Origin of the sequence: Orrella sp. JC864, assembly GCF_037026685.1 — a bacterium.
GTDB lineage: Bacteria > Pseudomonadota > Gammaproteobacteria > Burkholderiales > Burkholderiaceae_B > Orrella.
In genome coordinates this window covers 53334-79152 of record NZ_JBANET010000010.1, presented here as the reverse complement: position 1 = coordinate 79152, position 25819 = coordinate 53334, and the positions used below count along the sequence as shown (strand labels likewise).

The 25819-nt window shown below is 65.7% G+C and carries 25 protein-coding genes, 2 pseudogenes and 1 other annotated feature; of the genes and pseudogenes, 8 read left to right on the top strand and 19 right to left on the bottom strand.

Annotated elements, in window-relative coordinates:
- The 3 genes and pseudogenes from V8Z80_RS11190 to V8Z80_RS11180 form a co-directional block, all read right to left on the bottom strand.
- A pseudogene (locus tag V8Z80_RS11190) lies at window positions 1-1692 on the bottom strand (heavy metal translocating P-type ATPase); the annotation flags it as partial.
- Between the two features lie 40 nt (window positions 1693-1732).
- Window positions 1733-2886 (bottom strand): IS3 family transposase gene (locus tag V8Z80_RS11185; RefSeq protein WP_336062052.1). Its coding sequence is split into 2 segments (ribosomal slippage): window positions 1733-2619 and window positions 2619-2886, totalling 1155 coding nucleotides; the frame shifts between segments, so codons are not numbered across the junction.
- Window positions 2887-2950: 64 nt separating this feature from the next.
- Window positions 2951-4168: pseudogene (locus tag V8Z80_RS11180) on the bottom strand (cation transporter); the annotation flags it as partial.
- A gap of 91 nt (window positions 4169-4259) precedes the next feature.
- On the opposite strand from V8Z80_RS11180, the gene cadR reads away from it, so the two are divergent.
- Entirely contained in the window at window positions 4260-4658 is a 399-nt protein-coding gene (gene cadR, locus V8Z80_RS11175) for a Cd(II)/Pb(II)-responsive transcriptional regulator (protein ID WP_003098965.1), read from the top strand.
- Between the two features lie 67 nt (window positions 4659-4725).
- Here the strand turns inward: cadR and V8Z80_RS11170 are convergent, their stop codons facing one another.
- Together V8Z80_RS11170 and V8Z80_RS11165 are read right to left on the bottom strand one after the other, a co-directional pair.
- Window positions 4726-5088 carry a DUF3703 domain-containing protein gene (locus V8Z80_RS11170; RefSeq protein WP_196588568.1) on the bottom strand — a complete coding sequence of 121 codons (363 nt, stop codon included), beginning with the start codon at window positions 5086-5088 and terminating at the stop codon, window positions 4726-4728.
- A gap of 24 nt (window positions 5089-5112) precedes the next feature.
- The gene (locus V8Z80_RS11165) at window positions 5113-5322 is read right to left on the bottom strand and encodes a hypothetical protein (protein WP_014747696.1); all 210 of its coding nucleotides are present in this window, start codon (window positions 5320-5322) and stop codon (window positions 5113-5115) included.
- A gap of 411 nt (window positions 5323-5733) precedes the next feature.
- On the opposite strand from V8Z80_RS11165, the gene V8Z80_RS11160 reads away from it, so the two are divergent.
- Window positions 5734-6369 carry a cation transporter gene (locus V8Z80_RS11160; RefSeq protein ID WP_003098972.1) on the top strand — a complete coding sequence of 212 codons (636 nt, stop codon included), beginning with the start codon at window positions 5734-5736 and terminating at the stop codon, window positions 6367-6369.
- A gap of 709 nt (window positions 6370-7078) precedes the next feature.
- On the opposite strand, the gene V8Z80_RS11155 is transcribed toward V8Z80_RS11160, so the two are convergent.
- The 11 genes from V8Z80_RS11155 to V8Z80_RS11105 all read right to left on the bottom strand — a co-directional run bounded on the left by V8Z80_RS11155 (window position 7079) and on the right by V8Z80_RS11105 (window position 17391).
- Window positions 7079-9109 (bottom strand): DNA topoisomerase III, encoded by a 2031-nt coding sequence (locus tag V8Z80_RS11155; RefSeq protein ID WP_013391789.1) that lies wholly within the window; start codon window positions 9107-9109, stop codon window positions 7079-7081.
- 276 nt (window positions 9110-9385) lie between these two features.
- Window positions 9386-9838, bottom strand: coding sequence for a single-stranded DNA-binding protein (locus V8Z80_RS11150; protein ID WP_013391788.1), 453 nt, complete (start codon window positions 9836-9838; stop codon window positions 9386-9388).
- Between the two features lie 73 nt (window positions 9839-9911).
- Window positions 9912-10439, bottom strand: a complete 528-nt coding sequence (locus V8Z80_RS11145; protein WP_023087321.1) for a DUF3158 family protein — start codon at window positions 10437-10439, stop codon at window positions 9912-9914.
- Window positions 10436-11230 (bottom strand): PFL_4669 family integrating conjugative element protein, encoded by a 795-nt coding sequence (locus tag V8Z80_RS11140; RefSeq protein WP_023087322.1) that lies wholly within the window; start codon window positions 11228-11230, stop codon window positions 10436-10438. Before V8Z80_RS11140 ends, V8Z80_RS11145 begins: the two co-directional genes overlap by 4 nt.
- Window positions 11231-11659: 429 nt before the next feature.
- The gene (locus tag V8Z80_RS11135) at window positions 11660-12892 is read right to left on the bottom strand and encodes an STY4528 family pathogenicity island replication protein (RefSeq protein WP_023087323.1); all 1233 of its coding nucleotides are present in this window, start codon (window positions 12890-12892) and stop codon (window positions 11660-11662) included.
- Window positions 12893-12895: 3 nt separating this feature from the next.
- On the bottom strand, window positions 12896-13456 hold the full coding sequence (locus tag V8Z80_RS11130; protein WP_023087324.1) for a DUF2857 domain-containing protein: 561 nt from the start codon (window positions 13454-13456) through the stop codon (window positions 12896-12898).
- A 14-nt stretch (window positions 13457-13470) separates the two neighbouring features.
- Window positions 13471-15150 (bottom strand): ParB family protein, encoded by a 1680-nt coding sequence (locus V8Z80_RS11125; protein WP_042992895.1) that lies wholly within the window; start codon window positions 15148-15150, stop codon window positions 13471-13473.
- Window positions 15143-15412, bottom strand: a complete 270-nt coding sequence (locus V8Z80_RS11120; RefSeq protein ID WP_042992896.1) for a hypothetical protein — start codon at window positions 15410-15412, stop codon at window positions 15143-15145. The genes V8Z80_RS11125 and V8Z80_RS11120 overlap by 8 nt, the downstream gene beginning before the upstream one ends.
- Complete coding sequence (locus V8Z80_RS11115) at window positions 15396-16271, bottom strand: ParA family protein (protein WP_042992897.1); 876 nt, start codon at window positions 16269-16271, stop codon at window positions 15396-15398. Before V8Z80_RS11115 ends, V8Z80_RS11120 begins: the two co-directional genes overlap by 17 nt.
- Window positions 16272-16313: 42 nt before the next feature.
- On the bottom strand, window positions 16314-16526 hold the full coding sequence (locus V8Z80_RS11110; protein WP_042992898.1) for an AlpA family transcriptional regulator: 213 nt from the start codon (window positions 16524-16526) through the stop codon (window positions 16314-16316).
- 118 nt (window positions 16527-16644) lie between these two features.
- Window positions 16645-17391, bottom strand: coding sequence for a hypothetical protein (locus V8Z80_RS11105; protein WP_003120040.1), 747 nt, complete (start codon window positions 17389-17391; stop codon window positions 16645-16647).
- 450 nt (window positions 17392-17841) lie between these two features.
- Between V8Z80_RS11105 and V8Z80_RS11100 the strand changes: the two genes are divergently transcribed.
- Window positions 17842-18342, top strand: a complete 501-nt coding sequence (locus V8Z80_RS11100) for a DUF305 domain-containing protein (protein ID WP_175216813.1) — start codon at window positions 17842-17844, stop codon at window positions 18340-18342.
- Window positions 18343-18587: 245 nt separating this feature from the next.
- Here V8Z80_RS11100 and V8Z80_RS11095 read toward each other — a convergent pair.
- The 3 genes from V8Z80_RS11095 to V8Z80_RS11085 all read right to left on the bottom strand — a co-directional run bounded on the left by V8Z80_RS11095 (window position 18588) and on the right by V8Z80_RS11085 (window position 21829).
- A protein-coding gene (locus V8Z80_RS11095) for an IS3 family transposase (protein WP_109842673.1) occupies window positions 18588-19813 on the bottom strand; the annotation gives its coding sequence in 2 pieces (ribosomal slippage) (window positions 18588-19528 and window positions 19528-19813; 1227 coding nt in all).
- Window positions 19419-19535 (bottom strand) — a sequence feature (AL1L pseudoknot). (Overlaps the previous gene by 117 nt.)
- 366 nt (window positions 19814-20179) lie before the next feature.
- A complete protein-coding gene (locus V8Z80_RS11090) occupies window positions 20180-20641 on the bottom strand; it encodes a YbaK/EbsC family protein (RefSeq protein WP_336062051.1) in 462 nt (153 codons plus the stop codon).
- A 126-nt stretch (window positions 20642-20767) separates the two neighbouring features.
- On the bottom strand, window positions 20768-21829 hold the full coding sequence (locus V8Z80_RS11085) for an NAD(P)H-dependent flavin oxidoreductase (RefSeq protein WP_155197167.1): 1062 nt from the start codon (window positions 21827-21829) through the stop codon (window positions 20768-20770).
- 86 nt (window positions 21830-21915) lie between these two features.
- Here V8Z80_RS11085 and V8Z80_RS11080 point away from each other — a divergent pair, with 86 nt between their 5' ends.
- The 5 genes from V8Z80_RS11080 to V8Z80_RS11060 all read left to right on the top strand — a co-directional run bounded on the left by V8Z80_RS11080 (window position 21916) and on the right by V8Z80_RS11060 (window position 25770).
- Window positions 21916-22791 carry a LysR family transcriptional regulator gene (locus tag V8Z80_RS11080; RefSeq protein WP_155197166.1) on the top strand — a complete coding sequence of 292 codons (876 nt, stop codon included), beginning with the start codon at window positions 21916-21918 and terminating at the stop codon, window positions 22789-22791.
- A 182-nt stretch (window positions 22792-22973) separates the two neighbouring features.
- Entirely contained in the window at window positions 22974-23561 is a 588-nt protein-coding gene (locus tag V8Z80_RS11075; protein WP_336062065.1) for a hypothetical protein, read from the top strand.
- A gap of 85 nt (window positions 23562-23646) precedes the next feature.
- A complete protein-coding gene (locus tag V8Z80_RS11070) occupies window positions 23647-24267 on the top strand; it encodes a LemA family protein (protein ID WP_155197165.1) in 621 nt (206 codons plus the stop codon).
- Between the two features lie 59 nt (window positions 24268-24326).
- On the top strand, window positions 24327-25289 hold the full coding sequence (locus tag V8Z80_RS11065; protein WP_336062050.1) for a TPM domain-containing protein: 963 nt from the start codon (window positions 24327-24329) through the stop codon (window positions 25287-25289).
- On the top strand, window positions 25270-25770 hold the full coding sequence (locus V8Z80_RS11060; RefSeq protein WP_336062049.1) for a TPM domain-containing protein: 501 nt from the start codon (window positions 25270-25272) through the stop codon (window positions 25768-25770). Before V8Z80_RS11065 ends, V8Z80_RS11060 begins: the two co-directional genes overlap by 20 nt.
- The last annotated feature ends 49 nt before the right edge of the window (window positions 25771-25819 follow it).

Genomic DNA, 25819 nt, shown 5'->3' with positions numbered 1-25819 from the left:
TCATGCCGCCTTGAACTTCAGGAGGCGCAGCCCATTGACGACAACCAAAAGACTTGCCCCCATGTCAGCGAACACAGCCATCCACATGGTGGCATGCCCTGTGAACGTCAACGCAAGGAACACCGCCTTGATGCCAAGGGCCAGAACGATGTTCTGCGTGAGGATCGCCGCAGTGCTACGCGACAGCCGGATGAAGGCGGGGATCTTGCGCAGGTCGTCGTCCATCAGGGCGACGTCGGCTGTTTCGATCGCGGTGTCGGTGCCGGCCGCGCCCATGGCGAAGCCGATGTCGGCACGGGCGAGCGCGGGCGAATCGTTGATGCCGTCGCCCACCATGCCCACCTGGCCCTCGCCGCCGACCAGGCTTTCGATGGTCTTGAGCTTGTCTTCGGGCAGTTGGTCACCACGGGCTTCAGAGATTCCGACCTGGGCAGCGATGGCCGCGGCCGTGTGCTGGTTGTCCCCCGTCAGCATCAGCGTGCGCACACCCAGCGCCTGCAGGTCGGCCACCGCCTCACGGCTGGTTTCCTTCACGGTGTCGGCCACTGCAAAAATGCCGAGCACGGTCGCATCGTCCATCAGCAGGATCGCTGTCTTGCCTTGGCGCTCCAGGGTCTCCAGCCGAGCCTGGAGCGTCGCTTCGCTCAGGCCCAGCTCCTGGGCGAGCCTGTGGTTGCCCATGTGCAACATGCGCCCGGCGACGCGGCCGCGCACGCCGCGGCCAGGCAGCGCCGCGAAGTCGTCGACCTCGTGCAGCGCGATGCCGTCACGGTTCGCCTTGCGGGCGATGGCCTGAGACACAGGATGGTCCGAGCGTGCCGCGAGGCTTGCGGCCCAGGCGGCAACTTCCTGCGCCTCGCCGATCAGCGGCACGAAGTCGGTCTGCTCGGGCTTGCCATGTGTGAGTGTGCCGGTCTTGTCCAGGGCCAACGCCTTGAGCTTGCGCCCGCCCTCCAGGTAGACGCCACCCTTGATCAGGATGCCGCGTCGGGCGGCAGCGGCCAAGCCGCTGACGATGGTGACCGGCGTGGAGATGACCAGAGCGCAGGGGCAGGCGATCACCAGCAGTACCAGGGCCTTGTAGACCCAGTCAAACCATGCGCCGCCGAAGGCGAGCGGCGGCACGACGGCAACCAGCACGGACACCGCGAACACCGCCGGCGTGTAGACGCGGGCGAACTGGTCGACGAAGCGCTGCGTGGGCGCACGGCTGCCCTGCGCGGACTCCACGGCATGGATGATGCGCGCGAGCGTCGAGTCGCTGGCGCCTGCGGTCACCTTGTATTCGAAAGAGCCGGTCTCATTGATGGTTCCGGCGAAGACCTGGTCACCTTCGGCCTTCTCGACGGGCAGGCTCTCGCCGGTGATGGGCGCCTGGTTGATGGCCGATCGACCCGAGGTGATCAGGCCGTCCAGTGCGATGCGCTCGCCAGGACGCACGCGGACCACCGCGCCCTTTGCGACCTCCTTGGCCGGCAGCTCTGTCCATGAGCCATCGGCCTGCCGCACGGTCGCGGTCTCGGGCGCCAAGTCCATCAGCCCCCGAATGGCGTTGCGGGCGCGGTCCAGCGACTTCGCCTCGATCACTTCCGCCAACGCGAACAGGAACATGACCATGGCGGCCTCCGGCCAGTGGCCGATCGCCATGCCGCCGGTGACCGCGATGGCCATCAGGGCGTTCATGTTCAGGTTGAGGTGGGCTTGCCCCGTCTCGCCGGACAGGTTGGTTAACCTAACAAGTTGCCGCCTCGAACTGCATGGGGCTGACGTATCCCAGCGTTGAGTGCTGGCGTCGTGCGTTGTAGAACCGCTCGATGTAGTCGAACACGTCGGCGCGGCACTCATCTCGGGATCGGTGAATGCGTCGGTTCAGCCGTTCGGTTTTCAGCGTGGAGAAGAAGCTCTCCATGGCGGCATTATCCCAGCAGTCCCCGCGCTTGCTCATGCTGCACACGATCCCGGCGTCGGCCAGCAGCATCTGGAACGGCTCGCTGGTGTACTGGCTACCCTGGTCGGAGTGATGCAGGACTTCGCGCGGCCGGCCTCGCCGGTGCAACGCCATCATCAGGGCGTCGGTCACCAACTGCGACGTCATGCTGGTCTGCATGGACCAACCGACGATACGACGCGAGTACAGGTCCATGACGGCCGCCACGTAAAGCCAGCCCTCCGCAGTCCAGACATAGGTGAAGTCAGCCACCCATTTTTGGTTGGGCGCGCGAGCCGTAAAGTCTCGATTCAGCACGTTGGCGGCGATCGCATGAGCCGATCTTGGCCCTGTATCTGACGGATGGCGACGGCGCCTGGTTCGTGCCACGAGGTTTGCCAGGCGCATCAGACGTGCCACTCGATGCCTACCGCAGCGCTCGCCCCACGCGCGCAAATCCCGCCATACCCGAGGGCTGCCGTATGTCCGGTCACTGGCCTGGAAGCTCTCTCGGATACGGCCCGTCAACCGCTCGTTGGCCTGCACCCGAGCGCTGGGCGAGCGGCCATGCCACTCGTAAAAGCCGCTGCGCGACACACCCAAGGTTCGGCATAACTCGCTGACCGACCAGACGACCCGATGTCGGGCAATGAACGGATACTTCATGTCTGGTCCTTGGCAAAGTATCCGACCGCTTTTTTTAATATGTCCCGTTCGGTCTTGACCTTGGCCAACTCTCGGCGCAGTTGCTCGATCTCCTGCTGCTGGGCGCTCTTGAGCGGCTTGCCTGCCATCGGCTCCCAGGTGCCGCCGCGCATCTGCCCGACCCAGCGCCTCAGAACGCTGGGGTCCAAGCCCAGGTCCTGCGCCACGCGCGATATGTTGCTGTCAGGCTGCTCGGCCAGCCGCACCGCCTCGCGCTTGAACTCGTCCGTGAAATGTCTTCTGTTTCGTGCCATTGATTCCCTCTCCAGGCATGATCATGCCATCTGATCCGTCCGGAGAGGTGGGGCAAGCCCAGAGGTTCTTCAGCGCGATCCAGCCCTTCTTGTAGGTGCTGAGGCCGCCGGTGAAGATCGAAACCAGTGCCAGCACGATCACGGCCCAATGATTGCCGTCGTTGACCCAGTACACGCCTTCGGCGGCCACCGCCGCAACGCCCGAAACCGCCATCGGCCACCAATTGGTCTTGTGCGCGGCCACCGGGGCATCGCGCGGCTCATCAGTCCTCTGGACCTCGGCTTCCATGCCCAGCGATTCGATGGCTTCGACTGCCGGCTTGATCGCGTCGGGTGTGTGCCGAACCGTGAGCGTGCGCTGCATCAGGTTGAAATCCATTCCCTGCACGCCCGGCATGCCTTGCAGCTTGCCGCGGATCAGACTTTCCTCGGTCGGACAGTCCATCTTCGCGATGCGAAGTACCGTGGTGGCTGTCTGCATGTCCTGCCGCGCAGCCTGCATTCCAATGGAAGCAAGCGCCTTCTCGATCGGCGCTGAGGTCGCCAGCGTGTGCTGGACTCCCAGCACACGCTGCATCAGATTGAAGTCGAGCGCGGTCACACCCGGCAGCTTGCCCAGCCGGTCGCGGATCAGCGCTTCTTCCGTCGGGCAATCCATGTTCTCGATCCGGTACGTCACCCGCTCGCCGATCGGCGGCGCGGAAACGGCAGCGGTTGGTTGCTGCTGCAGGGCCGAGGATGGGATCACAGCCGCGGCTTCGATCGGCCCCGTGTGGCCGAAGGTCTGCTCCTTGGCGCGCATGCCGATCGAGGCCAGGACCTGCTCCATCTGCGCGCGTGCCTGAGCGAGGTGTTTCACCGACAGGGTGCGCTCAGCGAGGTCGAAGTCGAGGTCCTGAATTCCCTCGACTGCCCCGAGGTGCGAGCGGATGAGTTTCTCCTCGCTCGGGCAGTCCATGTTCTCGATGCGGTAGGTGGTCGACACGGCGGCGTCTCGGACAGCCTGAGCCTTCATGCCCACCGAATTCAGCGCTTGCTCCAAGGCATCGGCCGAGACTTCGCGGTGCGAAATGGTCAACAAACGCTGCGGAAGATCGAACAGGAGCCGCTCGACACCGGGCATGCCCTCCAGCGTTCGCCGCACCAGTGCTTCCTCATTGCGGCAATCCATGTTGCTCACGTGGAAAACGGTGGTTTCAGTGCTGGCCTGCTCACTGGCGCACGCCGTCTGTTGGCCATTGCCGCCGGAGCAGGCGCATGGGCTGGAAGGTTCTTTGTTCATAGATCGCTCTTCATTGACAAGGTTTTCCCCGGATGCCATCATTAGAAAACCTCTAGTAGATATAGAGTCAAGTTTTTTATAGGAAGCAACCATGATGCGGATCGGTGAACTGGGCAAGAAGGCAGATTGCTTGGTGCAGACCGTGCGCTTTTACGAGTCAGAAGGCTTGCTGCCCGAGCCTGCACGTAGCGAGGGCAACTTCAGGCTCTATGACGAAGTCCATTTGCAGCGCTTGCTGTTCATCCGCCGCTGCCGGGCGAAGGACATGACGCTGGATGAGATCCGTCAACTGCTGAACTTACGGGATCGGCCAGAGTTGGGCTGCGGCGAGGTGAACGCGCTGGTCGACGCTCATATCGCGCAAGTGCGGACCAAGATGAAGGAATTGCGCGCCTTGGAGCGCGAGTTAATGGATCTGCGACGCTCCTGCGATAGCGCCCGAACCTCGCGCGAGTGCGGCATTCTCAACAGCTTGGCCGAGCCCGCCTGAAGCTCGAGCGTGTCATCGGTGCTGGAAGTGATCGGGTCCAGTTCTGAGAGCCACGTGCCGCGCTCCATCATGCGAAAGCGCGCGGTTCTGACGTTTTGAGACGGCGTGCGACCGAGGGCGTGGCCCACAGGAGCCAGCGCGAGCCGGACGACCTGCGCGCCGCAATCTCCGCCACCTTACGGGTTCTCCAGGCCAGACCGAGCATCGCGGCGTGGCTGCGCAGGTGCAGGTGCAGGCCAAGGTAGCAGTGCGCCACGACGCGGCCCGACTCATGGGCACGCCACGCAACTCGCGATCGCTTCGCAAGAAGCCGCAAGGCCCGACTCGCGCAAGAATGCGACGTGGGCAAGATCGTATAGCCAGCAGCGCAAGCGTTTGCCGCTGCTGGCCGGCTCCGGAAGGGATAGACAAGCTGCGGGCCGTAGTCCATTGGAAAGTCCATCTTTCTTGAGTGTCACTCTTTGGCGCCCAGCGTGTGCTTTTGCGACCGGAAAGCGCTGAACAAGTGGCCCCCGGGCATCCAGAAATCGCCGTAGTTGACTTGGGCGTCTTCGTGCTCACGCTTGTGATGCCAGCGATGGGCTTCAGCCACCCCGATCAACAATCCCAACGGCCCGACCCGGTATCCCAGATTGGAGTGCTGGAAGGCCAGATGCACGACCAAGAAGCCGAGCCATGCGCCGACGGCCAACCACAGCTTGGAACGCCGCTACTGGCTCAACGGGGAGTGGAAAGGCCGCCCGCCCTCTAGCAAGGCGGCACAAGCGAGCGCGACGATCACTGTGAGTAGCTCCGTCGGAAAAGACGGCCGGCCGGTCGCGAGCTCGCCGAAGAGCACAACCGCAGTGGCGCCACGGATCAGTGGATAGCAGCCATACCGGATGACAGTCGCAATGAAGGGGGCGCATTGGTGCTCATCTGTTCTGTCCTAAAGCTCTGACTGGATTGGAAAACCTTCTAGCTACGGTAGAGTCAAGGGCGTCCGGGAAGACCCTGTGGCAAGTTCGTTGCATCTGCGCCTTGACTCTCCAGCCGCTACAGGCTTCAGCATCCATCGATTTGGAAGGAACAATGCATGGCTGAAAACCACAGAAATCACGAAAACGACGAGTTGGGCCGCCTAGATGCGAGCGATGCGAAGGACCGAAAGATTCTTCTGACTGTGTTGCTGATCAACCTGACGCAGTCCGCCGCCGGCATTGCCCTTGGCATCTGGGCTGGCTCTACGGCGCTGATGGGCGCCGGGTTGGACAACCTCGCCGATGCGTCGGTCTATGCGGTTAGCCTGTATGCCGTCGGTCGTGCGGCAACGGTCAAGGTGGGCGCGGCCCGCTTGTCGGGTTTCTTGCTAATCGGCCTGGCCGCGCTGCTGCTGTTGGAAGTCCTACGCCGCTTCGCTGGAGGGGAAGAGCCTGTCGGCCCAGCCATGATGGCCATGGCCGCGCTGAACGCGGCTTTGAACCTAGTGTGCCTCAGACTACTGCGCCGCCATCGCGGGGAAGATGTGAACTTCAAGGCGTCAGCGATCTTTACCAGCAACGACTCCATCGTCAATGGTGCGATTGTGCTGTCCGGGGTGCTGGTGATGGGGTTCGGGTCGAACATCCCGGATCTGGTGCTGGGCGTCATCGTGGCCGCAATCGCAGCGAATGGGGGGCGGGAAATCCTGCGCGAAGCATCGGAAACAGCTCGCCGTAAGGCGGGCACATAAGGCATGTTTTCGCCCAGTTCATCCCGAGGTTTACCTCTGCAAAAGAGGTAGTCCAGCCTTTGGGCTACGGCCTCGGCTGCAGCCGAGCGTACCATTGGCGATGGCCGCGCGATAGGCGGGCATGCCGTTCTCGACCTCCGTCTGCCGTACAGCAGCGGTGCGCAAGGTTGAGGGTGCATGTCGTCTCTCCTGTTCGTGTGGCCCAGGCCAATGGCCGGGCCGGGACGTTGATGGGCAGGAGAATGGCGCCGAAGGCCCAACGGCCTTCGGCTCGGGAGGAAAGAAGAACCACCCGTGGGCTGATTGGCAGGCCCGGTCGTCGCTAGAACCGTCTGCTCATCAAGCAATCACACCCGGCCCATGTCGTGGCTGGGGCCGGCATCGTCTGGCGCACATCCGCGCACAAAGGGAGCCCGTTTTTGCGCCGGCGGGCACCGGCACCGAATACCGCTGACCGCGAAGGGTCTCCGGATGGCTCGCACAGGCAAGCCATCGGGGGACCCTTCGCAGCGGCGGAAGGAATGCAGACGAGGAGAACGCGCGGGGTGCGGTTCGCGGAGAAGCCACCTTCAGGTCCCGCGGCCGGGGACGGCCGGACGGGACGCGCACACGGAGCAAGAAGGCGTTGCGCGCTGGGGCGTCCCGCAGGGCATGCGGGACACGGGCCACGCCGCCGATGGCGGGCATGGCTCACGGGGAACGGGGGCGGTCAGGCGCCTTTGCAGCCACCGCCACTGGTACGGCGTGGACGCGAGGCACCACGCCTGGACGTGCCGGTTGCCACCGGCAGCGTGCCTTTGCAGGCGGGGTAGCGACTGCACGACCAGAACGGGCCGCTCTTGCCGGTGCGCTGGCGCGTGGGTGCGCCGCACTGCGGACAAGCCGGTCCTTGGGGAACCTTGATGGACAGGGACGTGCTGCCGTACTGCGCGATCAACTGCGAAATCCATGCAGCCTGCTTGCCGATGAACACATCCAGGGTGAGTTGTCCGGCCTCGATCATGTCCAGCGCCTGTTCCCAGACGGCGGTGGTGCCGGGGTCGGCAATCGCCGCGGGCACGGCGTCTATCAGCGTGAGCGCCGCATCCGATGCGCGGATGGAGCGTCCCTTCTTCACGATGTAGCCGCGGGCGATCAGCCCGCTGATGATGTTGGCCCGCGTCGCCTCGGTGCCGATGCCCGTCGTGTCCTTGAGCTTCTGCTTCAGGCGCGGGTCGGTCACGAAACGCGCAACGCCCTTCATCGCCTTGACCAGTTCGCCCTGGGTATAGGGCTTGGGCGGCATCGTCTTGAGGGCCTTGATGTCGGCCCCGGCGACCTGACATGCCATCCCGTCGCGCAATGCGGGCAGCACCTGGCTGCGCGGGGCATCGCCGTCCTCGTCGGCGCTGCCTTCACGTTCTGGCTCGGCCAGCACCAGGCGCCAGCCCTTGACGACGACCTGCTTGCCCGTGGCCACCAGCTTCTGCTGGCCGCAGGAGAGGTCCGCCACGGTGCGGTCGAACTCGTGGTGCGGGAGGAACTGGGCCAGGTAATGCGCCCGGATCAGCCGGTACACCGCCTGCTCCTTCTCGCTCATGGCGGAGAGGTTCGCGGGTTCGAGCGTCGGGATGATGCCGTGGTGCGCCGTCACCTTGCTGTCGTTCCAGGCGCGCGAGCGCTGGGTGCGGTCGAGCTGGCCCATGATCGGGGCCAGCGTGGGATCGGTCTTTAGCAGGCTGTCCAGGACCGTGGGCACCTCGGCGAACATGCTTTCGGGGAGGTAGCCCGAATCCGAGCGCGGGTACGTCGTGGCCTTGTGCGTCTCGTACAGGGCCTGGGCAATTTCCAGTGTCTCCTGCACGTCCAGCCCAAGCTGCTTGGAACAGACTTCCTGCAAGGTGCCCAGGTCGAACAGCAGCGGCGGGCCTTCGCGCACGCGCTCGGTTTCGACCGACACCACCTGGGCACTGCCCGCGGCGCGGATCTGCTGCGCGGCCTGCTGTGCGATGGGCTGCTGCAGGCAGCGGCCGGCGTCGTCGGCGCTGGCATCGGGTGCCACCCACTGCGCGGTGAACGTCTGACCGCCTGCGGACAAGGACACGTCGATGGCCCAGTACGGCACGGACACGAAGGCCGCGATCTCTCGGTCACGGTCCACCACGAGTTTGAGCGTCGGGGTCTGTACACGCCCGACCGACAGCACGCCGTCGTAGCCGGCTTGCCGCCCGAGCACGGTGAACAGCCGGCTGAGGTTCATGCCCACAAGCCAGTCGGCGCGCGAGCGCGCCAGCGCCGAGTAATACATCGGCAGTGTCTCGGCCGAGGGCCGCAGCTTGGCGAGCGCGGTGCGGATGGACGCATCGTTGAGCGCCGACAGCCACAGGCGTTCGATGGGACCGCGGTAGCCGCACAGGTCGATGATCTCGCGGGCGATCAGCTCGCCCTCGCGGTCGGCGTCGGTGGCAATGACAAGGTGGGTCGCCTTCGCCAGAAGCGCCTTGACGACCTTGAACTGCGTGGCGGTCTTCGGCTTGACCTCGACCCGCCACTGCTGGGGAATGATGGGCAACTGCTCCAGCGACCAGCGCTTGAGCGCCGCGTCATAGACCTCGGGTGCTGCTGCTTCGACGAGATGGCCGATGCACCAGGTGACCGTGACGCCGGAGCCATTGAGGCAGCCTTCACCGCGCTGGGTGGCGCCGAGAATCCGGCCGATGTCTTTGCCCTGGGAGGGCTTCTCGCACAGAAACAGCCGCATGTCCGTCCATCCGCTTCCCGTTGTTCATGGAGTTGCCGGGATCGAGGATGCCGAGCGCCTGCGGAAGCAGCAGCAAACAAGCCGCATGCGGTGGCGACCGCTTTCACGAGATGGGATGGCTGCGGCGGGGATGGCGTGCAGCCGGTGGTGTGCTGGCCGGGAGCCGCGATGTTCGGGAGCGCGTGGAAGCCGGTGGACGTCGGTGGAGCTATCCCCAGGGGATAGCTCGCGAGGACATGGGGGGCGGCGAAGAGCCGCGGCCGCCCCCATGCTGGGTCACTTCCTGCTCTTGGTCTCCTTCGGCGCAGCCGGTTCCTGGGCGGGCTGGGGCTTGGGCTGCGCGTCCTGCGCGGTCTCCTGCGGTTTGGGGCTGAGGACGACGGACTCGATGCGGAACGGCAGGATGCCGACGCTGCGCGCGTTGATCTGCCAGGTCTCGCGCGGCTGCTCCTCGTTGTCGGTCCAGGGTTCGCGCTCCATGCGGCCGACGACCAGCACGCGCATGCCCTTCTGGTAGAGGTCCTTCCAATGCGCGGCGTCGCGGTGCCAGATTTCCACCGGCGCCCAGAAGCCGCCGCGATCCTCATAGTCGCCGCCCTTGGTGGGAACGGGGTTGTCGAAATAGACGTTCAGCCGCAGCAAGCGCCGCGGTTCGTCGTTGCCGTTGGGGAACTCCCGGTACTCGGGGGGCGAGCCGATGTTGCCTTCGCCGGAAAAATGCGTGCTCATGGTGTGATCTCCGTGGTGGTTGAAATACCCGCGCCTCACTGCCGCCGGGCGCGTGCTGGGGTGCCCGACGCGATCACCGATCGCGCACTGCGGGGGGTATGGACGCGAGCCGGCGCAGGTAGGCGTCTTCCGCCTCGGCGGCCTTGCTGGCGCACTCCTGGGCCTGCCTGCCCAGGGTGTGCAACAGGCTGATCTGCATGTTCAGCGTGATGCGCTGCAGCTCGATCGCGTGCAGGTCGGCCAGCAGGTTGACCGGCGTGCTGGTGCTCGCCATCAGCTCCTGCCACAGGGCCACGCCCATGGCCGAGCGGTCGTGCCTGCGCCAGCGCAGGAACGTCGTTCCCGCGCCAGTGGTCTGCTGGGCCAGTTCCACGGGCAGCAGGTGGAAGGGATGCCCACTGGCCTGTTGCAGCACTTGTCGCTGCGCCAGGCCGATCAACTCGTCGCGCATGGCGAAGCACTGGCTGGCCCAGGCCTCCAAGTCCCCTTTACCTTTAAAAGGCTTTAAAAGGCCTTTTAGAGAGGCCGCGTGCTCCAGGCGCATGAAGGCTCCCTGTTGCAGGCCCCGGAAGTAGCGGGTCGGCTGGTACAGATCGCTCATGCGGATTCGTCCTCGCCGGCAGTGGCTGCGCCTTCGGACGGGTCGGCAGCAGCGGCCGCATCACCATCGGCGCTGGTAGCGGCTGCGGCAGGACTCTCACCGCGCTGTTGTAGACCACGGCGCACGATGGGTGGCGCAAACTTCGAGCGGTGCGTGCCTTCGAGGACGTCCTGCGGCAACTCGCCGAACTTCTCCAGCGCGGCCCGCGCTGCGGCATTCTTCGCCGCGAAGTCGTCGCGCGTGCAGCCCGAGTAGCGGTACTGCTGGGCCAGCGAGAACAGGCTGCGCAGCGCGTGCGCGCCCTCGTTGAGCCAGCGCTCCAAAGTGCTGCGGTCGATCAGCGCGGTGTGGTGGGCGAGGATCAGCTTGCGCGCGATGTCGTCGTAGTCGGCCAGGAGATAGACGGCGGCAAAGCCCAACTGCGCATTGACGAACAGCGGCAGCTTGACGGGCTGCACGTTGAGATTCTCGCCCAGGGTCAACGCGGCGGGCACGCCGGCCAGGGCCTGGTCCACCTGTTCACGCAGCGTCTGCAGCGTGGTCTTGGTCTGGTCGAGCTTGTCTTCAATGCGCAGCATCCACCAGTCGCTGTACGGGTCGTCCTGCTCCGAGCCGCGCTTCATCTTGTTCATGACGGCGATGTAGCCGTTCAGGCCGACGATGCCAGGTCGCCCCTCAGCGGCGGCGCGGCCATGCCAGATGCGCGAGGCGTGGTGGGTGTGCAGCGTCAGCGACATCGCGCTGCGCAGGGAGCCGAGGTTGAGTTGCAATGGTTCGTTGCTGGTTGCCATGGTGATCGCTCGCTGGTGGACAGGGAGCCGCCAGCATCCGCATGCGGCGGAAGGCAGTCAGTCAACAAACCGAAATGAGCCGGCCCCGGTTCTGTGCGCGCTGGCGGTGCAGCGCGCAACGGTCCCCTGGGGACCGCTCCGCAGATAGGCACTCACGTCGGCGTTCCCGTCCTCGGTTGTTGACGGTATGCGTGCTGCACCGCACGTCGCGCTGCCGTTCGACACGATCCTTCGCCGCGCAGCCGTCCCCAGGGGACCGTTCCGTTGAGCGCCATGGAGGTCTGCTTCATGGCCTTGCCAAGGCGCTTTGCCCAGGTTTCGCGCAGCGGGTCGCGCCGTCGCCCGGCGCTTCACCGCACAGCCGTCCCCTGGGGACCGTTCTGTTGACCGCCATAGACGTCTACTTCACGGCTTTGCCAAGCCCTGCGCTCAGGTCTTGCGCAGCAGGTCGCGCAGGCGCTCGATGTGCTGCCGGGCCACCTCGGGCGGCACGACGTTGCGCGGCGGCTCGGATGGTGGCGCTCGCGTCGCCGATGGTGTTGGCGGTGCCGGGCCGGTCTGCTTGGCCCAGGCATTGAACTCGCCGCGCATGGCGCGCTGGATGATGCCGAACAGATATCCGGCGGGGTTGCGGATGCCATGCTTGCCGCACCGTGCGGCCCATTCGTCCAGCACGGCCTGCCGCAGGGCAGCGTCCACTTGCTGCAACGCCATCCTGACGCCGGCCTGCTGTTCCGCTTTCAGATCCGTGAAGCGTTTGGGCCATTGCAGGTCGCCCAGCGCGCGCGCCTGCGCGGTAGTACGTACTTCATCAATACGACTACTACGTACTGTACGGTCCTGCTTCGGATTCCGAAGAGCGCCGTCTGGCGCGGGTTTCGGCCCTGCTTCGGATTCCGAAGAGGGGCGTTCGCCATTCCGAAGAAGGCTTGTGAGCCCTTCTTCGGAATCGTGGATCGCATCCTCCTGTGGATAACTTTCGGAGGCGGTGATGCCCTGGTCGGCCAGGCGCTCGGCGAGCACTTGCAGCCGCGACGGCAAGGTGCGTCCGGACAACATCGGGTCGTCCGCGATCTCCTGGAGGGTATTGAGTCCCACCACCTGAACGGCCTTGGCCGAATGCCCCAGCGACTGGCTGACCAGGGCCAGGTAGTCGGCGTCGAGTTGCATGGCCTCGAACGGTGTCAGGGGTTCGTCGTGCAGGACGTAGAGGTTGCCGAGGATGCGGCCGGTCTTGGGGTCGCGCCGTCGCCGCACGAGGCTCAGCCAGCGCGTCAGGCGCAGCAGCGTCAGCGCCCGCGCGACGGTCTCGTGGGAGGCTTGTCCCGCGCAGGGCATGGACGCCAGCCAGGGGCGCAACTGCTCATAGGTCGGGAACGCCGTGACGCCGTCGTCGTTGAGCATCAGCCGGAACACCTGCCAGGCGTTGCGCTCCAGCGGTGTCAGGCGGCGGTCGAGGAACAGCCGCCGCGGCACGCTCTCATGCCGATTGCCACTGAACAGGAAGGCGTCGCCGGACGCCGCAGGCGTGGGCACTGCCATGGGCGCTGGCGCGCTGGGATTTGGCTTGGGCGTGAGGTCCTTCAGCGCAGCGTCGAACAGGTCGGCGAGGGCGATGGGGCCAGGGCGCTGGGCTCGTGGGGCGGTGTCGTCCACGGCCATGGCCTAGCCCAATCCCTGATCGACCCAGTTCCTGATCGCGGCCCAGACCACCGAGAGCGGCAGTGACATGCCCTCGGCCAGGTCCATGGCCGCATCGAGAACTGAGGTCTCGTCCTCCAGATCGACGTTCCTGCTGCTGGTCATGGCTTTCCATTGCCGCCACAGTTCGGTGTCCTGAGTCTCGTCCAGGACGGGGTGGCGCCCCTTGCGCTTGGGCAGGCCGAGGATCTCCCGCCTCAAGGCGACTTCCTGATGGGTCAGGCCATAGAAGCGGCTGACCATCTCCGTGCTGCCCCCCAACCGCAGCATGCGATCGACCGTGGCGATTTCCTTCTCCACGTCCTGTGCCTGGTTGAGCAGGCGCTGCAGCACTTCGCGGTTGACCGTGACCGAGCACCACGAGACGCTGGCGTTGGCCAGCACGCTGATCAGCGCGGGATGCTTGAGCGCATCCAGCTCGGCCTCGCCGAAGCCCATGGCCTTGCAGCGGCGCAGCTGGCCGTTGCGAAGGTCATACAGCGCCTGGGCAATCACGGCCTGGTTGAGCGGATGCGATGTGGACATGCGGCCTCCCTCGCTCACGTCCCGGGCGCCGAGGAGCCGGCTTCCAGGTCCAGCAGACGCCGCGCCAGACGGAGCAGCCGAAATAGCTTGACCAAAGCCGTGTCGCTCAAGCGGCTTGCGCCGCTGCCATGGCCTTGGCTCTGGCCATGCAACAGGGTCGGCAGGTCGGTGGCAAGCTGCGCGCCGTCCACGCCCGCTTCGGCGACGGGCTGACCCGTCAGGGAAGCGAGCAGCGTCAGCACCGCGCGGCCGAGCGGCGACGGGGCTTGGCCGTGGGCGCGGCACGCAAACCCGATGCCGTCGGCGCGGTCCTCGATGCACTCGTCCAGGCCAGCCTCGCCGGCAATTTCACGCGCGAACTGCGCGATGTGGATGCGCAGCCGATCGGGCGTGTCCAGGCCGGCGTCGATGTACCAGACGTCGGAGATCGGATAGAGCCCGCCGGCTTGCACCGGGATGGACTGCAGCACGCTCGCCGAGAAGTCGGGCGGCAGCGCATCGCCCAACTGGTCGGCGACCATGCGCTGGATCGACTGCAGCCGCTCGGTCGTCGGTGCCGGCGAGACGATGTGCTCGCGAAGCAGATCGCCCGGTGCGGCCGCCTGGCTTCCCGTGGCCGCTGCGCCAGCCGCCGTGTCGTCGTGGCGCAAAGTGGGCTCGGACACCGCTGGGCTGGCGGGTGATGGACTGGCCGCTGGTGCAGGCGTGGCAATGGACGATGCTGCGCCCGGGGGAGTCGGCGTGCTGGCGGTGGGCGAAGGCAACGCCGGCGGCGCCGCAGGTGGCGTCGGATCGCTGACCAGCGCCCGGTGGCGGCTTTCCGATTCGGTCAGATCCAGCGCCAACACGTCGTAGCCGACGCCCAGCAGCTCGGACATCTGGCCGATCAGCTCGTCCTGCACGCGCTGCGGCGCGAACTCGTCGCCCTGCGTGTCGAACTGCGCCAGCACCTCCTGAAAGAAGCTGTCAAAGTCCAGCGGCAGCGTGCGGTCCTTGGCATAGTGCTCCCAGGTGCGCTTGCAGGCCGTGCGCATGACCGACAGCCGCTCGACCTGGTGGCGCCCCAGGCCGCCATAGAGCACAGTGGGAATGGCGGGCAGCAGGTAGCGCACCGCGTCGGCCATGCGGGTGATGTGTGACCGCTGGACGGGAAACCCATCGGCCGCCAGGCGGCGGGCCAGCTCTGACTGGCTCAGGGCGGCGCCGCTCTCCTGCTCGTAGAACTCGCGTGCTTTCTCGACGCCGAGCGCGCGCTCGATGAATGTGAGGCCGCCGCGCAGTTCGTTCTCGGCAAGATGCCCGGTCAGCGCGACGATTTCACCGCGCTCCGGCCATGGCCGGAACAGACACGATATGCGGAAGAAGCGTTCTTCCTTGGTCTCCGACCAGAGTTCGCGCAGGATCGCCAGCCGCGTGTTGCCGCCGTTGCGGATGATGTAGTGGTCCTCGCCGGGCCGGCGCGTGATGGTCGGCGCCGCGTCCAGGCCGCGCTCGCGGATGGACGCCTTGATTTCCTCGTAGGCGGGGTTGCGCTTCATGCGCGGGTCATGGTCGTAGGGCCGCAACTGGTCCAGCGTCACGACCATGGGTGTGTCGGCGATCGGATCGGTCAAGGCCGTAGCCGCTGGGCCACTGCGCTCGAAGCCGGCCGCGAGCAGCTTGCCGGCCATGTCCTGCGAGGTCATGTCAGCCATGGCCGTACCCCTCGCAGTCCCCGCGACCGCCGACCGGCGCCAAGCGGGCTTCTCGCTCGGCGCGGCGGATCTGGGCACGGGCGTTCAATTCGGCCCGGTGGTCGCTCGCGGTCGAGCTGGTGTAGATTGCCGCGCAGCCGGCCTTGGTGAACTTGAGGTGCCCGCCCGGCGTGCGCTTGACGTGCCAGCCTTCACCGACCGCGAACTCGATCAGGGCGCGCAGCCGCTTATGCCCGCGGGCCAGCTCATGTGCGTTCGCCATGGGGCCTCCCAGGATCAAGAGGTCGCTGCGGGCGGCCGGATACTTGAGCCAGTCGGTCCTGCCATTGTGGGAGCAACTCGCTCGCGAGTGCGCGCATCGTATCGAGCGCGGCCGGGGCGACTCTGCCGGCCGGCTGGCGGTTTTCGACCCGATGCACCGGCAGGCCGCGCGTTGCGGCGCGCGGATAGGCTTCGATGGCCGGTACGTCCGTGGTCAGCACGCGGATGCCGGCATGGTTTTGAAAGAGGTCGCGCAGAGCCTGCTGGATCAGCCGTGCATTGGCGGACACCGGATGGACGCGGTTGATGAGCAGATGCAGCGGCGGCGGCTCGATGCCCAGGTGCCGGTACGGCGCAATGTCTTCGAGCAACTGCATGGTGCCGCGCCGCAGCTCGCGGGCCGCGAGGATTTCCGGCGTGACGGGCGACAGCGCAAGGTTGGAAGCGAGCACCGCCATTTCCAGCAACACCGAGCGCGCGCCCTGGGTGTCGATCAGCACCAGGTCGTAGAGGGGAACAAGCACCGGCAACAGATGCCGCAGCCGCAGGCGCCCGTCCGGCGCGTGCAGCAGCAAGGTGTTCAGCTCGCCCCGATGGTCGTTGGACAGCACCAGGTCCAGGCCCGCGACGACCGTGCGGGACACGAGCTGGCCGAGGTCGCGCTCGTTGAAGGCCAACAGCTCATAGATGCCGCCGGGTGCGCGATGCGCCAACTCGTAATAGGAGGACAAGGTGGGTTGCACGTCGAGATCGAGCAGCAGCACGCGCAGGCCCGCGTCCGCGGCGAGCCCGCCCAGGTTGGCGGCCGTCGTGGTCTTGCCGACGCCGCCCTTCGTTGAAATGATGGATACGACCTGCATGGCGCTCTCCGGCTGGGAATGGGAAGTCCGCGGGAGAGCGGGTCAGGTCCGGTGGTTGAGGCGCTCGGCGATCCACTGGTCGATTTCGATCGAATCCCAGCCGACAGCGCGCACGCCCAGGCGCAGCGCCTGGGGGAACTCGCGCTTCTTCATCAGGTTGTAGATGTGGGCACGTTTGAAGCCGGACTTGGCTTCGACTTCATCGAGCCGCAGGATGCGGCGCTCGATCGGCGGGAGTACAGGGGTCTGCGACATGGCGGTCACTCCTGAACGCTCGGTGGCGTTTGTTGGCGTGACCTCTATTCAATAGACCTGGCTGCGGAAAGACATTGCAAATGCAATCTCCGCGATTGCACATACAAGCTGGATAACCTCATGCGCTTGCGCTACGGACGTACCTCTTAGCGTTGGCGAACTTTCCGTTTAAGGTGCGCTCAGTGATGCCCATGGTGCCGCCGTAGTGGGCGACCAATGCAGAGACAAGGGCCTCCTGCGTTTTGAAGCTGGAATAGGGCACGCCTGAAGGCGACTGGCTCAGCATCAGCGTCAACATCCCACCAATGATGTTGAGATAGGTCGTTTCCGCCCGTTCGCTGATCTCGCATTGCTTGGATGCCAACAGCACCGAGGATTGCTTGAGTAGCGTGTCGTGCTGCTCCTGCAGTTCTCGCATCTCACGTCGGGCTTGTTCAAGCGCGGCCTGAAGGGCCAGCCGCTCCACGAGGATCGCCTGTCCTGTTTCCATGGTGATGAAAGGATGCGCCATGCGTTCGCCACGGCTGAACAGAAATCCTGGCCGGTGCTCGGGGTAGTGGGTGCGCATCCAGCGTTTCAGATCGACATGGCGAACAGTCAGATCTAGAGAATTGAGCAGCTTCGGATCATTGAGCGTGATCCCGTTCTTGCCGTAGGGCAGCTCTCCGTTGAGGATGCCGTCATAGATACGTTCCGAGTGCAGCCGGCACTCATTCCATCGAGGGCAGTTCAGCGACCGAGGCAGGACACGCGGTGACGCGATCGTGGCCAGGATCATCGGCAGATACCGCAGCAACCCAGCCCATCGGATGGCCGCCTCGATGGGACGATAGAACACCTTTGATGTTGAAATGTCCTTGTGCATGTCTTCGTCTCCTTTCGGGTGCGCTACATCACCGGCTCCTTTCTTGCCCAAGGGCTGTTGTGTCGTTATGGCCTGCGACGGACGCTTGAGGCGATGCCCTAAGCGAAGGCGGAGGAGGCCATTGGCGTCCGCCGCAGGTGGCCTTGTCTTGCTTGATATGCAAGAATCGATCAGTTGCCGGCCCATCGAGCGATGAGGACGCAAGCTCGATATTGGCGCTCACGGTACCAGCGTCATAGGTGGCGCAAAGCCCATCAAGACCGATTTGGTATGGTCTGATATCCAGACGGTTCAAGACCCGCGAGTTGAAGCGTTCGACGCCCCTACGTCCAGTTGGGGACTGGAAATCAGCGGTTAGTGATGCATCGCTCCACATGCTGATATATCGACAAAGTATCTGCCGCAGTACCAGTGACCCTGCCAGGTTGCCCCAGCAAATAGGAGACGGAGATGGCTGAACATTCCCATGAACATCAACATCACACATCCGGTCAGATGGGTAAGCACGGCCGACCATACGCCAAGTTCTGGGTGAACATGGTGTTGGGACTCGTCGTCATGTACTTCGTAATGTTCAGCATGATCGACGGCGCTAGGGACTTCAGAAACAATCTCAACATGCTCTACATGGCGGTCACTATGTGGGCGCCAATGGGCATCTTCATGCTAGCGACAATGCACGGCATGTTTCCAAACCGGCGGCTCAATCTCGTGCTGTACGGCTTGTTTGCCGTTCTCACACTCGGTTCTTTTGCCGCTACCCGTGCTCAAACCGGAATCGGCGATCGACAGTTCATCGCGTCTATGGTCCCGCACCATTCGGGAGCTATCCTCATGTGCCGCGAGGCGCAGCTCTCAGATCCGGAACTCGTCAACCTATGCCAAGCGATTTCCGATGGCCAGCGCGCGGAGATCGAGCAGATGAACCGGATTGCTGCACGCCTTCGTTGAGGCTGGCTGCCACTACACTGGCGCCGCGTTGCGCTCCGGCGAAGTTAGCCGCAGCGATGTAAAGATGAGTACTTGCGGTGTTCCGATGCCGGCGGTCGTGTCCTACAGCCGTCCAGGTGCCAGGCAGTCCACGCGACACCACCCCGCGCTGCCTGCGGAGCGAGCGCAAGTCATGATCGTCGCAAGTTGGAGTTCGATAGCGAACCTGAACCGCCCCGGGTTTCCCGGAGACTCCTTGGGTTGAGTCACGCCGACATGACGGACTCGTTGGGTTGCGAATAGTAGTTGGCTTCGGCTTCGGCCGGCGGGATATTACCGATCGGTTCAAGCAATCGGCGGTTGTTGAACCAGTCGACCCAATGGAGCGTGGCCCACTCGACTTCGTCGCGCGTGCGCCAGGATGACTTCCGATGGATCACCTCGGCCTTGTAGAGGCCGTTGATGGTCTCGGCCAGTGCGTTGTCGAACGAGTCGCCCACGCTGCCCACAGAGGGCTCCAGGCCCGCCTCGGCCAGCCGCTCGGTGTATCGGATCGACACGTACTGGACGCCTCGGTCGCTGTGGTGGATCAGGCGATCCGGGCCGACCGGCTTCCTCGCGTACAACGCCTGCTCGAGCGCGTCGAGCACGAAGTCCGTCTGCATCGAGCAGGAGGCCTTCCAGCCCACGATGCGACGGGCGAACACGTCGATGACGAAAGCGACGTAGACCCATCCTTGCCAAGTCGAGACGTACGTGAAGTCGCTGACCCACAGCGCGTTCGGCCGATCGGCCTTGAATTGCCGCTTCACGTGATCGAGCGGGCACGGCGCCTTCGGATCGCTCACCGTCGTGCGCACGGCCTTGCCTCGAACAACGCCCCTCAGCCCAAGCCGCTTCATCAGCCGCTGCACGGTACAGCGCGCAACGTCGACTCGCTCGCGCCGCAGCTGCCGCCAGACCTTGCGTACCCCGTAGACCTGGTAGTTGTCGTCCCACACGCGCTGCACCTCGGGTATCAGTATCTCGTCGGTCTTCACCCGCTGCGATCGCAGCTCCGGATCGGCCTGCCTGGCCGCATGCGCGTAGTACGTCGACGGGGCGATCTGCAGCACCTTGCAGATCGGCTCGACCCCGTGAACGTCTCGCTGCTCATCGACGAATCGCTTCATCGTTTGAAGGGGCGGTCGAGCTCCGCCTGGGCAAAATACGCCGACGCCTTGCGTAGGATCTCGTTGGCCTGGCGCAGCTCGCGCACCTCGCGTTCGAGCGCCCTGATGCGCTCCTTCTCGGCCGTCGTTACGCCGTCACGCTTGCCCGTGTCGCGCTCGTGCTGGCGAAGCCAGCCTCGCAGCGTCTCGGCCGTGCAGCCAACCTTGGCCGCCACCGACACGATCGCCGCCCACTGCGACTCGTACTCGTCTTGGTGCTCCAGCACCATCTTCACCGACCGTTCCCGGACTTCCGGGGAGAACTTGCTTGCTCTGCTCATAGCTCCATCTTCTCAAGGAATGGAGCCTCCAGATTTTCCGGGGCGGTTCAAACCCGCTGAGCAGCTCGACGCATCAGGCGTAACGACGGGTGGATGGACCATCCTTGGACGCTGGTGGAAGTGGTTGGATGAACTTTGTTGCCGAGGGCGAAAAACAAGGCTATAATTGAGTTCTTCACTAATCACCACAGTGGAGAAAGTGATTGGGAAACAGAGACTTAGCGCTCTAATGCATGACTCGTTTCCCGCTCCAGATTCTGGTCCATGAACACCCACCTAGGTTCATGGGCGATTAAAAAAAGGCCGGACACCGCGTGTTTCGGCCTTTTTTTTCGTCCAGCGACGCCTGCTGGCGTGCGGCTTTGCCTACACCTTGCCGATATCCACCCACTGCGCGTTGACCAGCTGCGCCAGCTGGTCCGGAGAAAGCCGTACCGCGCTATTGGGCGAGCCGGCCGCCGGGTAGATCTCTTCATGGGCCTGCAGGGAGACATCGCAGTAGATTTTCACCTCATCGCCCACGGCGAACGGGCAGACGCCGCCAACAGGGTGGCCGGTCAATGCCAGGGTCTGATCGGGCGGCAGCATCCGGGGCTTGGCGCCGAATGCCGCCTTGAATTTCTGGTTATCCAGCCGGACGTTTCCGGCCAGCACGAACAACGCGAGGCCATCGGCAAGACCGAGCGCCAGCGTCTTGGCGATCTGCGCCTGGGCCACTCCCAATACCGCAGCGGCCTGCGCGACCGTGGCCGTGCTCTGCTGGTGTTCGATAACCTGGATGCCGGGCGCTTTCTCCTCGAAGAATCTTCGTACCGCTTCAATCGACACGCTGCGTCTTCCTCATGGTTACCTCAAGAAAGCAGGAAAGATGGAGACGATGAACCGCCGCGGCGGCACAACGCCTCCTATCTTAGCTGTGGGCTGAACGCACCGTAAATCTTCGCGCGGCCGGGCTCAAGCCGACAGCTCGCCGGCCAGTGCGCCAACCAGTTGCGCCGCCGGCATTTCCCGCGCCAGCGGGGCGCCCTGGCCTGCCCACTGGGCGGCGAACTCGTCGTTTCCAAGCTTGGCCGCCGCCGCGTTCAGCTGCTTGGCCAGGTCGTACGCGACGGGGTAGTCCGCCGGCGGCGGGCTGCCGGGGGACTGCGCGAACGTGATAAAGCGGTTGACCATGCCCCGTGCCGGCCGGCCGGACAGCACGCGCGTCACCCGGGTTGCCCAGGCCCGCTCGCTCTTGAGATTGGCGCGATAGCCCTCGTTGGCGGCGGATTCCGGGCACAGCACGAAAGCCGTTCCCAGCTGGGCGGCGGCCGCGCCCAGGTCCAGCGCGGCCTTGATGCCGCGGCCGTCCATGATGCCGCCGGCTGCGATGATAGGCAGCGAAGTGCGCTGCACGAGCAGGCGCACCAGCACCGACGTGCTCAGGCATTCGTCGCCGGCGTCGGGGTCGAAGACGCCTCGGTGCCCGCCCGCCTCGATGCCCTGGGCCACGATGGCGTCGACACCGGCCTGCTCGATGCGCCGGGCCTCCTGCAGGCTGGTCGCCGTGGCGAGCGTATAGATGCCGGCCTGGCGCAGCGCCAGGATCCGATCGGCCGGCGGCAGCCCGAAATGAAAGCTCACCACGGCCGGCCTGTGCTCGAGCAACAGCGCGAACGCCGCGTCGTCGCCGAGGAAGGTCTTGTATATCTCGCCAAGGCTCTCCGGGGGCGTCGCGCCGACTTCGGCAAACAGCGGGGCGTGGTGGGCGATCCATGCCGCCTCGCGCGCGCCATCGCGGCGGGCCGGGGCATGGCAAAACACGTTGACGTTGAAAGACTTCGAGGTCAGCGAGCGGGTTTGCTCGATGGCCTGTCGAGCCTGGGCGAGCGTGCTTGCGCCGATGCCCAGCGAACCCAGCGCACCGGCATTGGAGACGGCCGCCGCCAGGCTGGGCGTGGAGACACCGGCCATCGGAGCCTGGATGATGGGATGCTGGAGGCCGAGCCGGCCCAGAAACTCGCGGCTTGCGTTCATATCGTTTCCTTTGGAGCGCGTGATCACCGGCAGATATTCCCATAATAAGAATAAAATAATCAAATCATTTCAATCTAGAGAACAACATGGACTCGGAATCGCTCAGGATCTTCCGCTCGGTCGCATCCGAACTGAGCATCACCCATGCGGCGGCCCGACTGGGACGGGCCGCGTCCAACGTCACGACACGCATCCAGCAACTGGAAGCGGAACTGGGCTGCCAGTTGTTCGTGCGCACCGGCAAGCGCATGGCGCTGTCCACGGCCGGCGAGCGCTTCCTGGACTACGCGGCGCGCCTGCTGGCATTGGAAGACGAAGCCCGGCACGTCGTAAGCGGGGGACGCCAGGGCGGCGCGCTGCGCATCGGCAGCATGGAAAGCACCGCGGCCAGCCGGCTGCCCGCCTTGTTGACGACCTACCACGCGCGCCATCCGTCCACGCGCCTGGAGCTGGCCACGGGCCCGTCGCGGCCCCTGATCGAACAGGTCCGCACAGGCCGGCTGGACTGTGCATTCGTCGCCCTGCCACCCTCGTTCCAGGACGCTTCCGTCTTGGCCGATATGGGGCTGGCCTCGGTGCGGGCGTGGCGCGAGGACCTGAAGCTGCTGTTGCCCGCCAGCCAGGCCGGCGTGCGCCGGGCCGCCGACCTGCGCACGCGCGCGCTGGCCGCGTTTCCCCAGGGATGCAGCTACCGCAGCATCGCCGAGGACCTGCTGGGTGTGGCCGGCTCCACGGAATGGACGGTGCTGGAAATGGCTTCCTACCACGCCATGATCGCCTGCGTGGCGGCAGGCGCTTGCGTGGCCTTGCTGCCTGCAAGCGTCCTCAGGATGAACGATGTCCCCGCGGCCATGAAGACCTTGCCGGTCGGTTCCGTCGACACGCTGCTGGTCTGGCGCCAGGGATACGACGTGCCCGCGTTCCGCAACCTGATCGAGGCGCTGGGCGGCAACGGGAAATAAGGGCTGGGCGGCCGCGCGCCCGGCCCGGAAAGCTGCTGGCCATTGTTTACACTAGGCCCCCCAGGAATCCAACCGGTTTTCACGCAAGCCCAGGCCCCGGCCCGGGCCTTTGTTTTTGTGCCGCCCGCAAGGCGGGATGCTTAAGAGGACGCGCAGCAGTGGATATCGCCTTACTTCTGTTGATGCTTATCGTGGCCTGGCAGGCGCTGCGGGTGCGCTACCAGCGCATGCGCATCGCCTTGCTGGGACGCCATCTGGCCACGCTGCAGCTCGAACGCCATATGGAAACGCTCACGCAAGGCTACACCCGCGCCATCCACGAGCAGTCGGAATCACGCCAGCTGCAGGTGCTGGAGACCTTTGCGCAGACCGAACGCGCGGCGGCCGCGCAGGTTCGATCGCTGGCCAACGCCATGCAGAAGGAAGACGCGCAAGCCACGCTCATGGGCACTTTCCCGTTCTGCGTGCCTTATGCCGAGCGCTTCCTTCCCGCGGCGGCGCTGCGGGATTTCCGCGCGCTGCTGCAAATCCATGCGGCCGGCCTGCGCCATGCCGTGGACAACGAAGCCCAGTGGGATGCCAAGACGCGCGCCTACCATCTTTCGGCCGAGCTGTACCTGTTCCAGCACAGCTGCCACTGGTTCTGCAAATCGCGCGCGGTGGCCGATGCGCGCCTGATGCTGCGCCACCAGGTCGATCACCGGAAAGTGCTGGAATCGGTGTCCGACACGACCCGCTCGGCTTATCAGAGGTGGCTGCAAGGCAATTGAGCCGGGGATGGCAAGGCGGCGGGCCGGTGGCGGGCGCACGGCAAAACTGCTGTAATCGGGTTCCCCCGTCGTCGTCTTTCCTGCCATGAAACGTGCGTTTTCCCTTCTGCTTGCCGCCCTGATGACGCTGTCGCTCTCGGGTTGCGGCTACAACGCCATCCAGTCGGCCGACGAGCAGGTCACGGCGGCCTGGTCCGAGGTGCTCAACCAGTACCAGCGGCGCGCCGACCTGATCCCCAACCTGGTGGCCTCCGTCAAGGGCTATGCCAGCCACGAGCAGCAGGTGCTGACCGACGTCACCAACGCCCGGGCCCGGGTAGGCTCGATCAACCTCACCGCCGACCAGCTCGACGATCCCCAGCAGGTGCAGCGCTTCCAGCAAGCCCAGGGCGAACTGGGCTCGGCCCTCTCGCGCCTGCTGGCGGTCAGCGAAAACTATCCGCAGCTCAAGGCCGACGCCCTGTTCCGCGACCTGCTGGCGCAGCTCGAAGGCACCGAGAACCGCATCGCCGTGGCGCGCAACCGCTATGTGCAGTCGGTGCAGCAGTACAACGTGCTGGTGCGCCAGTTTCCCGGCGTGATCACGGCCAAGCTGTTCGGCTATTCGCCCAAGGCGAATTTCTCGGTCGAAAACGAAGCCGAGGTGTCCCGCCCGCCCGCCGTGGACTTTGGCACCAGCGCCCCCGCGCCCGCCCCGGCCCGATGACCGGCTTGCGCCAGACCCGTCCGGGCCGCCGCCCCGCGTGGCGGTCAGCGGGACAGGCTTTGCTGCTGGCCCTGGTCCTGGCCGTGGCCGGCCTGCCCGGGCAGGCCGCCGCCGCGCCCGCCGCGCCCACCCCGCCCGCGGCAACACCCGAGCAGGCTTCCCCGCCGTCCCAGGCCGCCAGCCCGGCGCCGGCCGCTGCCCAGGCGGCGCCGGTCCCCGTGCTGGCCGGGCGCGTCACCGACCTGACCGGCACCCTGGACGCCGCGTTCAAGCAAACGCTGGAAAGCCGGCTTGCCGCCCTGGAATCGGAAAAAGGCGCGCAGATCGCCGTGCTGATGGTGCCCACCACCGGCACCGACAGCATCGAGCAATATGCCGTGCGCGTGTTCGAGCAATGGCGGCTCGGCCGCAAGGGCGTGGACGACGGCATCCTGCTGGTGCTGGCCAGCCAGGACCGCACGCTGCGCATCGAAGTGGGATACGGCCTGGAAGGCGCGGTCACCGACGTGCAGGCCAGCCGCATCATCCGCGAGCGCATCGTGCCGCATCTGCAGCAGGGCGATTTCCCCGGCGGCATCGCGGCGGGCGTGGACGCGCTGGAGGCGCTGGTGCGCGGCGAAGCCCTGCCCGCGCCAGCCCGCGCCGCACGGCAGGATGCGGCGCGCGCCGCGCGCGAACTGCCTGGCGATCTCTACATGCTCGGCGCCTTTCTGCTGCTGGCGATGCCCCCCTGGCTGGCCGCGCTGGGGGCGGCGCTGCTGGCGTACCTGTTCAGCGGCTCGCTCCTGCTGGCGCTGGCGGGGGCCGGCGCGGGATTCATGCTGGCGCTGCTGGCGGCGCAGCACCGCAAGAAGGAAAACAGCCGCGCGCGTGCCTCGCGCCGCGGCCACATGGGCGGGGCCTGGCCCAGCACCGGCGGCTGGTCCTCCCGAAGAGGCGGTGGATTCGGCGGCGGCTTTGGCGGGGGCTTTGGCGGCGGCGGCGGACGTAGCGGAGGCGGCGGTGCATCCGGTCGTTGGTAGGGCCATCGCCGCCAGCGGCTGGACGGCCTGCCGGGGCGCCTGGCTGCGGCGGCGCCACTTCGGCCCGGCGGCCATGGCGCGGCTGGCCGAGGCCATCCGTGCGGCGGAAACCGGCCATGAGGGCGAACTGCTGCTGGTGGTCGAGACCTGCCTGCCCCACACGCCGGAAGACGGCCGCGTCCGCGCCCTGGAAGTCTTCGGCCGCGAAGGCGTCTGGGACACCGAGCGCGGCACCGGCGTGCTGCTCTATCTTGCCCTGGGCGATCACTGCATCGAACTGATCCCGGACCGCGGCGTGCCGGTGCCGGCCCAAAGATGGCAGGCGATCTGCCAGGCGCTGCAGCAGGACATGGCCCGACACCGCTACGAAGCCGGCCTGCTCAAGGCCATCTCGGCCATCGAACAGGCGCTGCGCGAGAGCCTGCCGGCCGAAGCGGCCGACGCACGCAACCGGCTGCCGGATACGCCGGTGCTGCGCTGAAACGGAAAGCAGAAATAGCCAGGCCGCCCGGGAACGGGCCGGCCGCTGC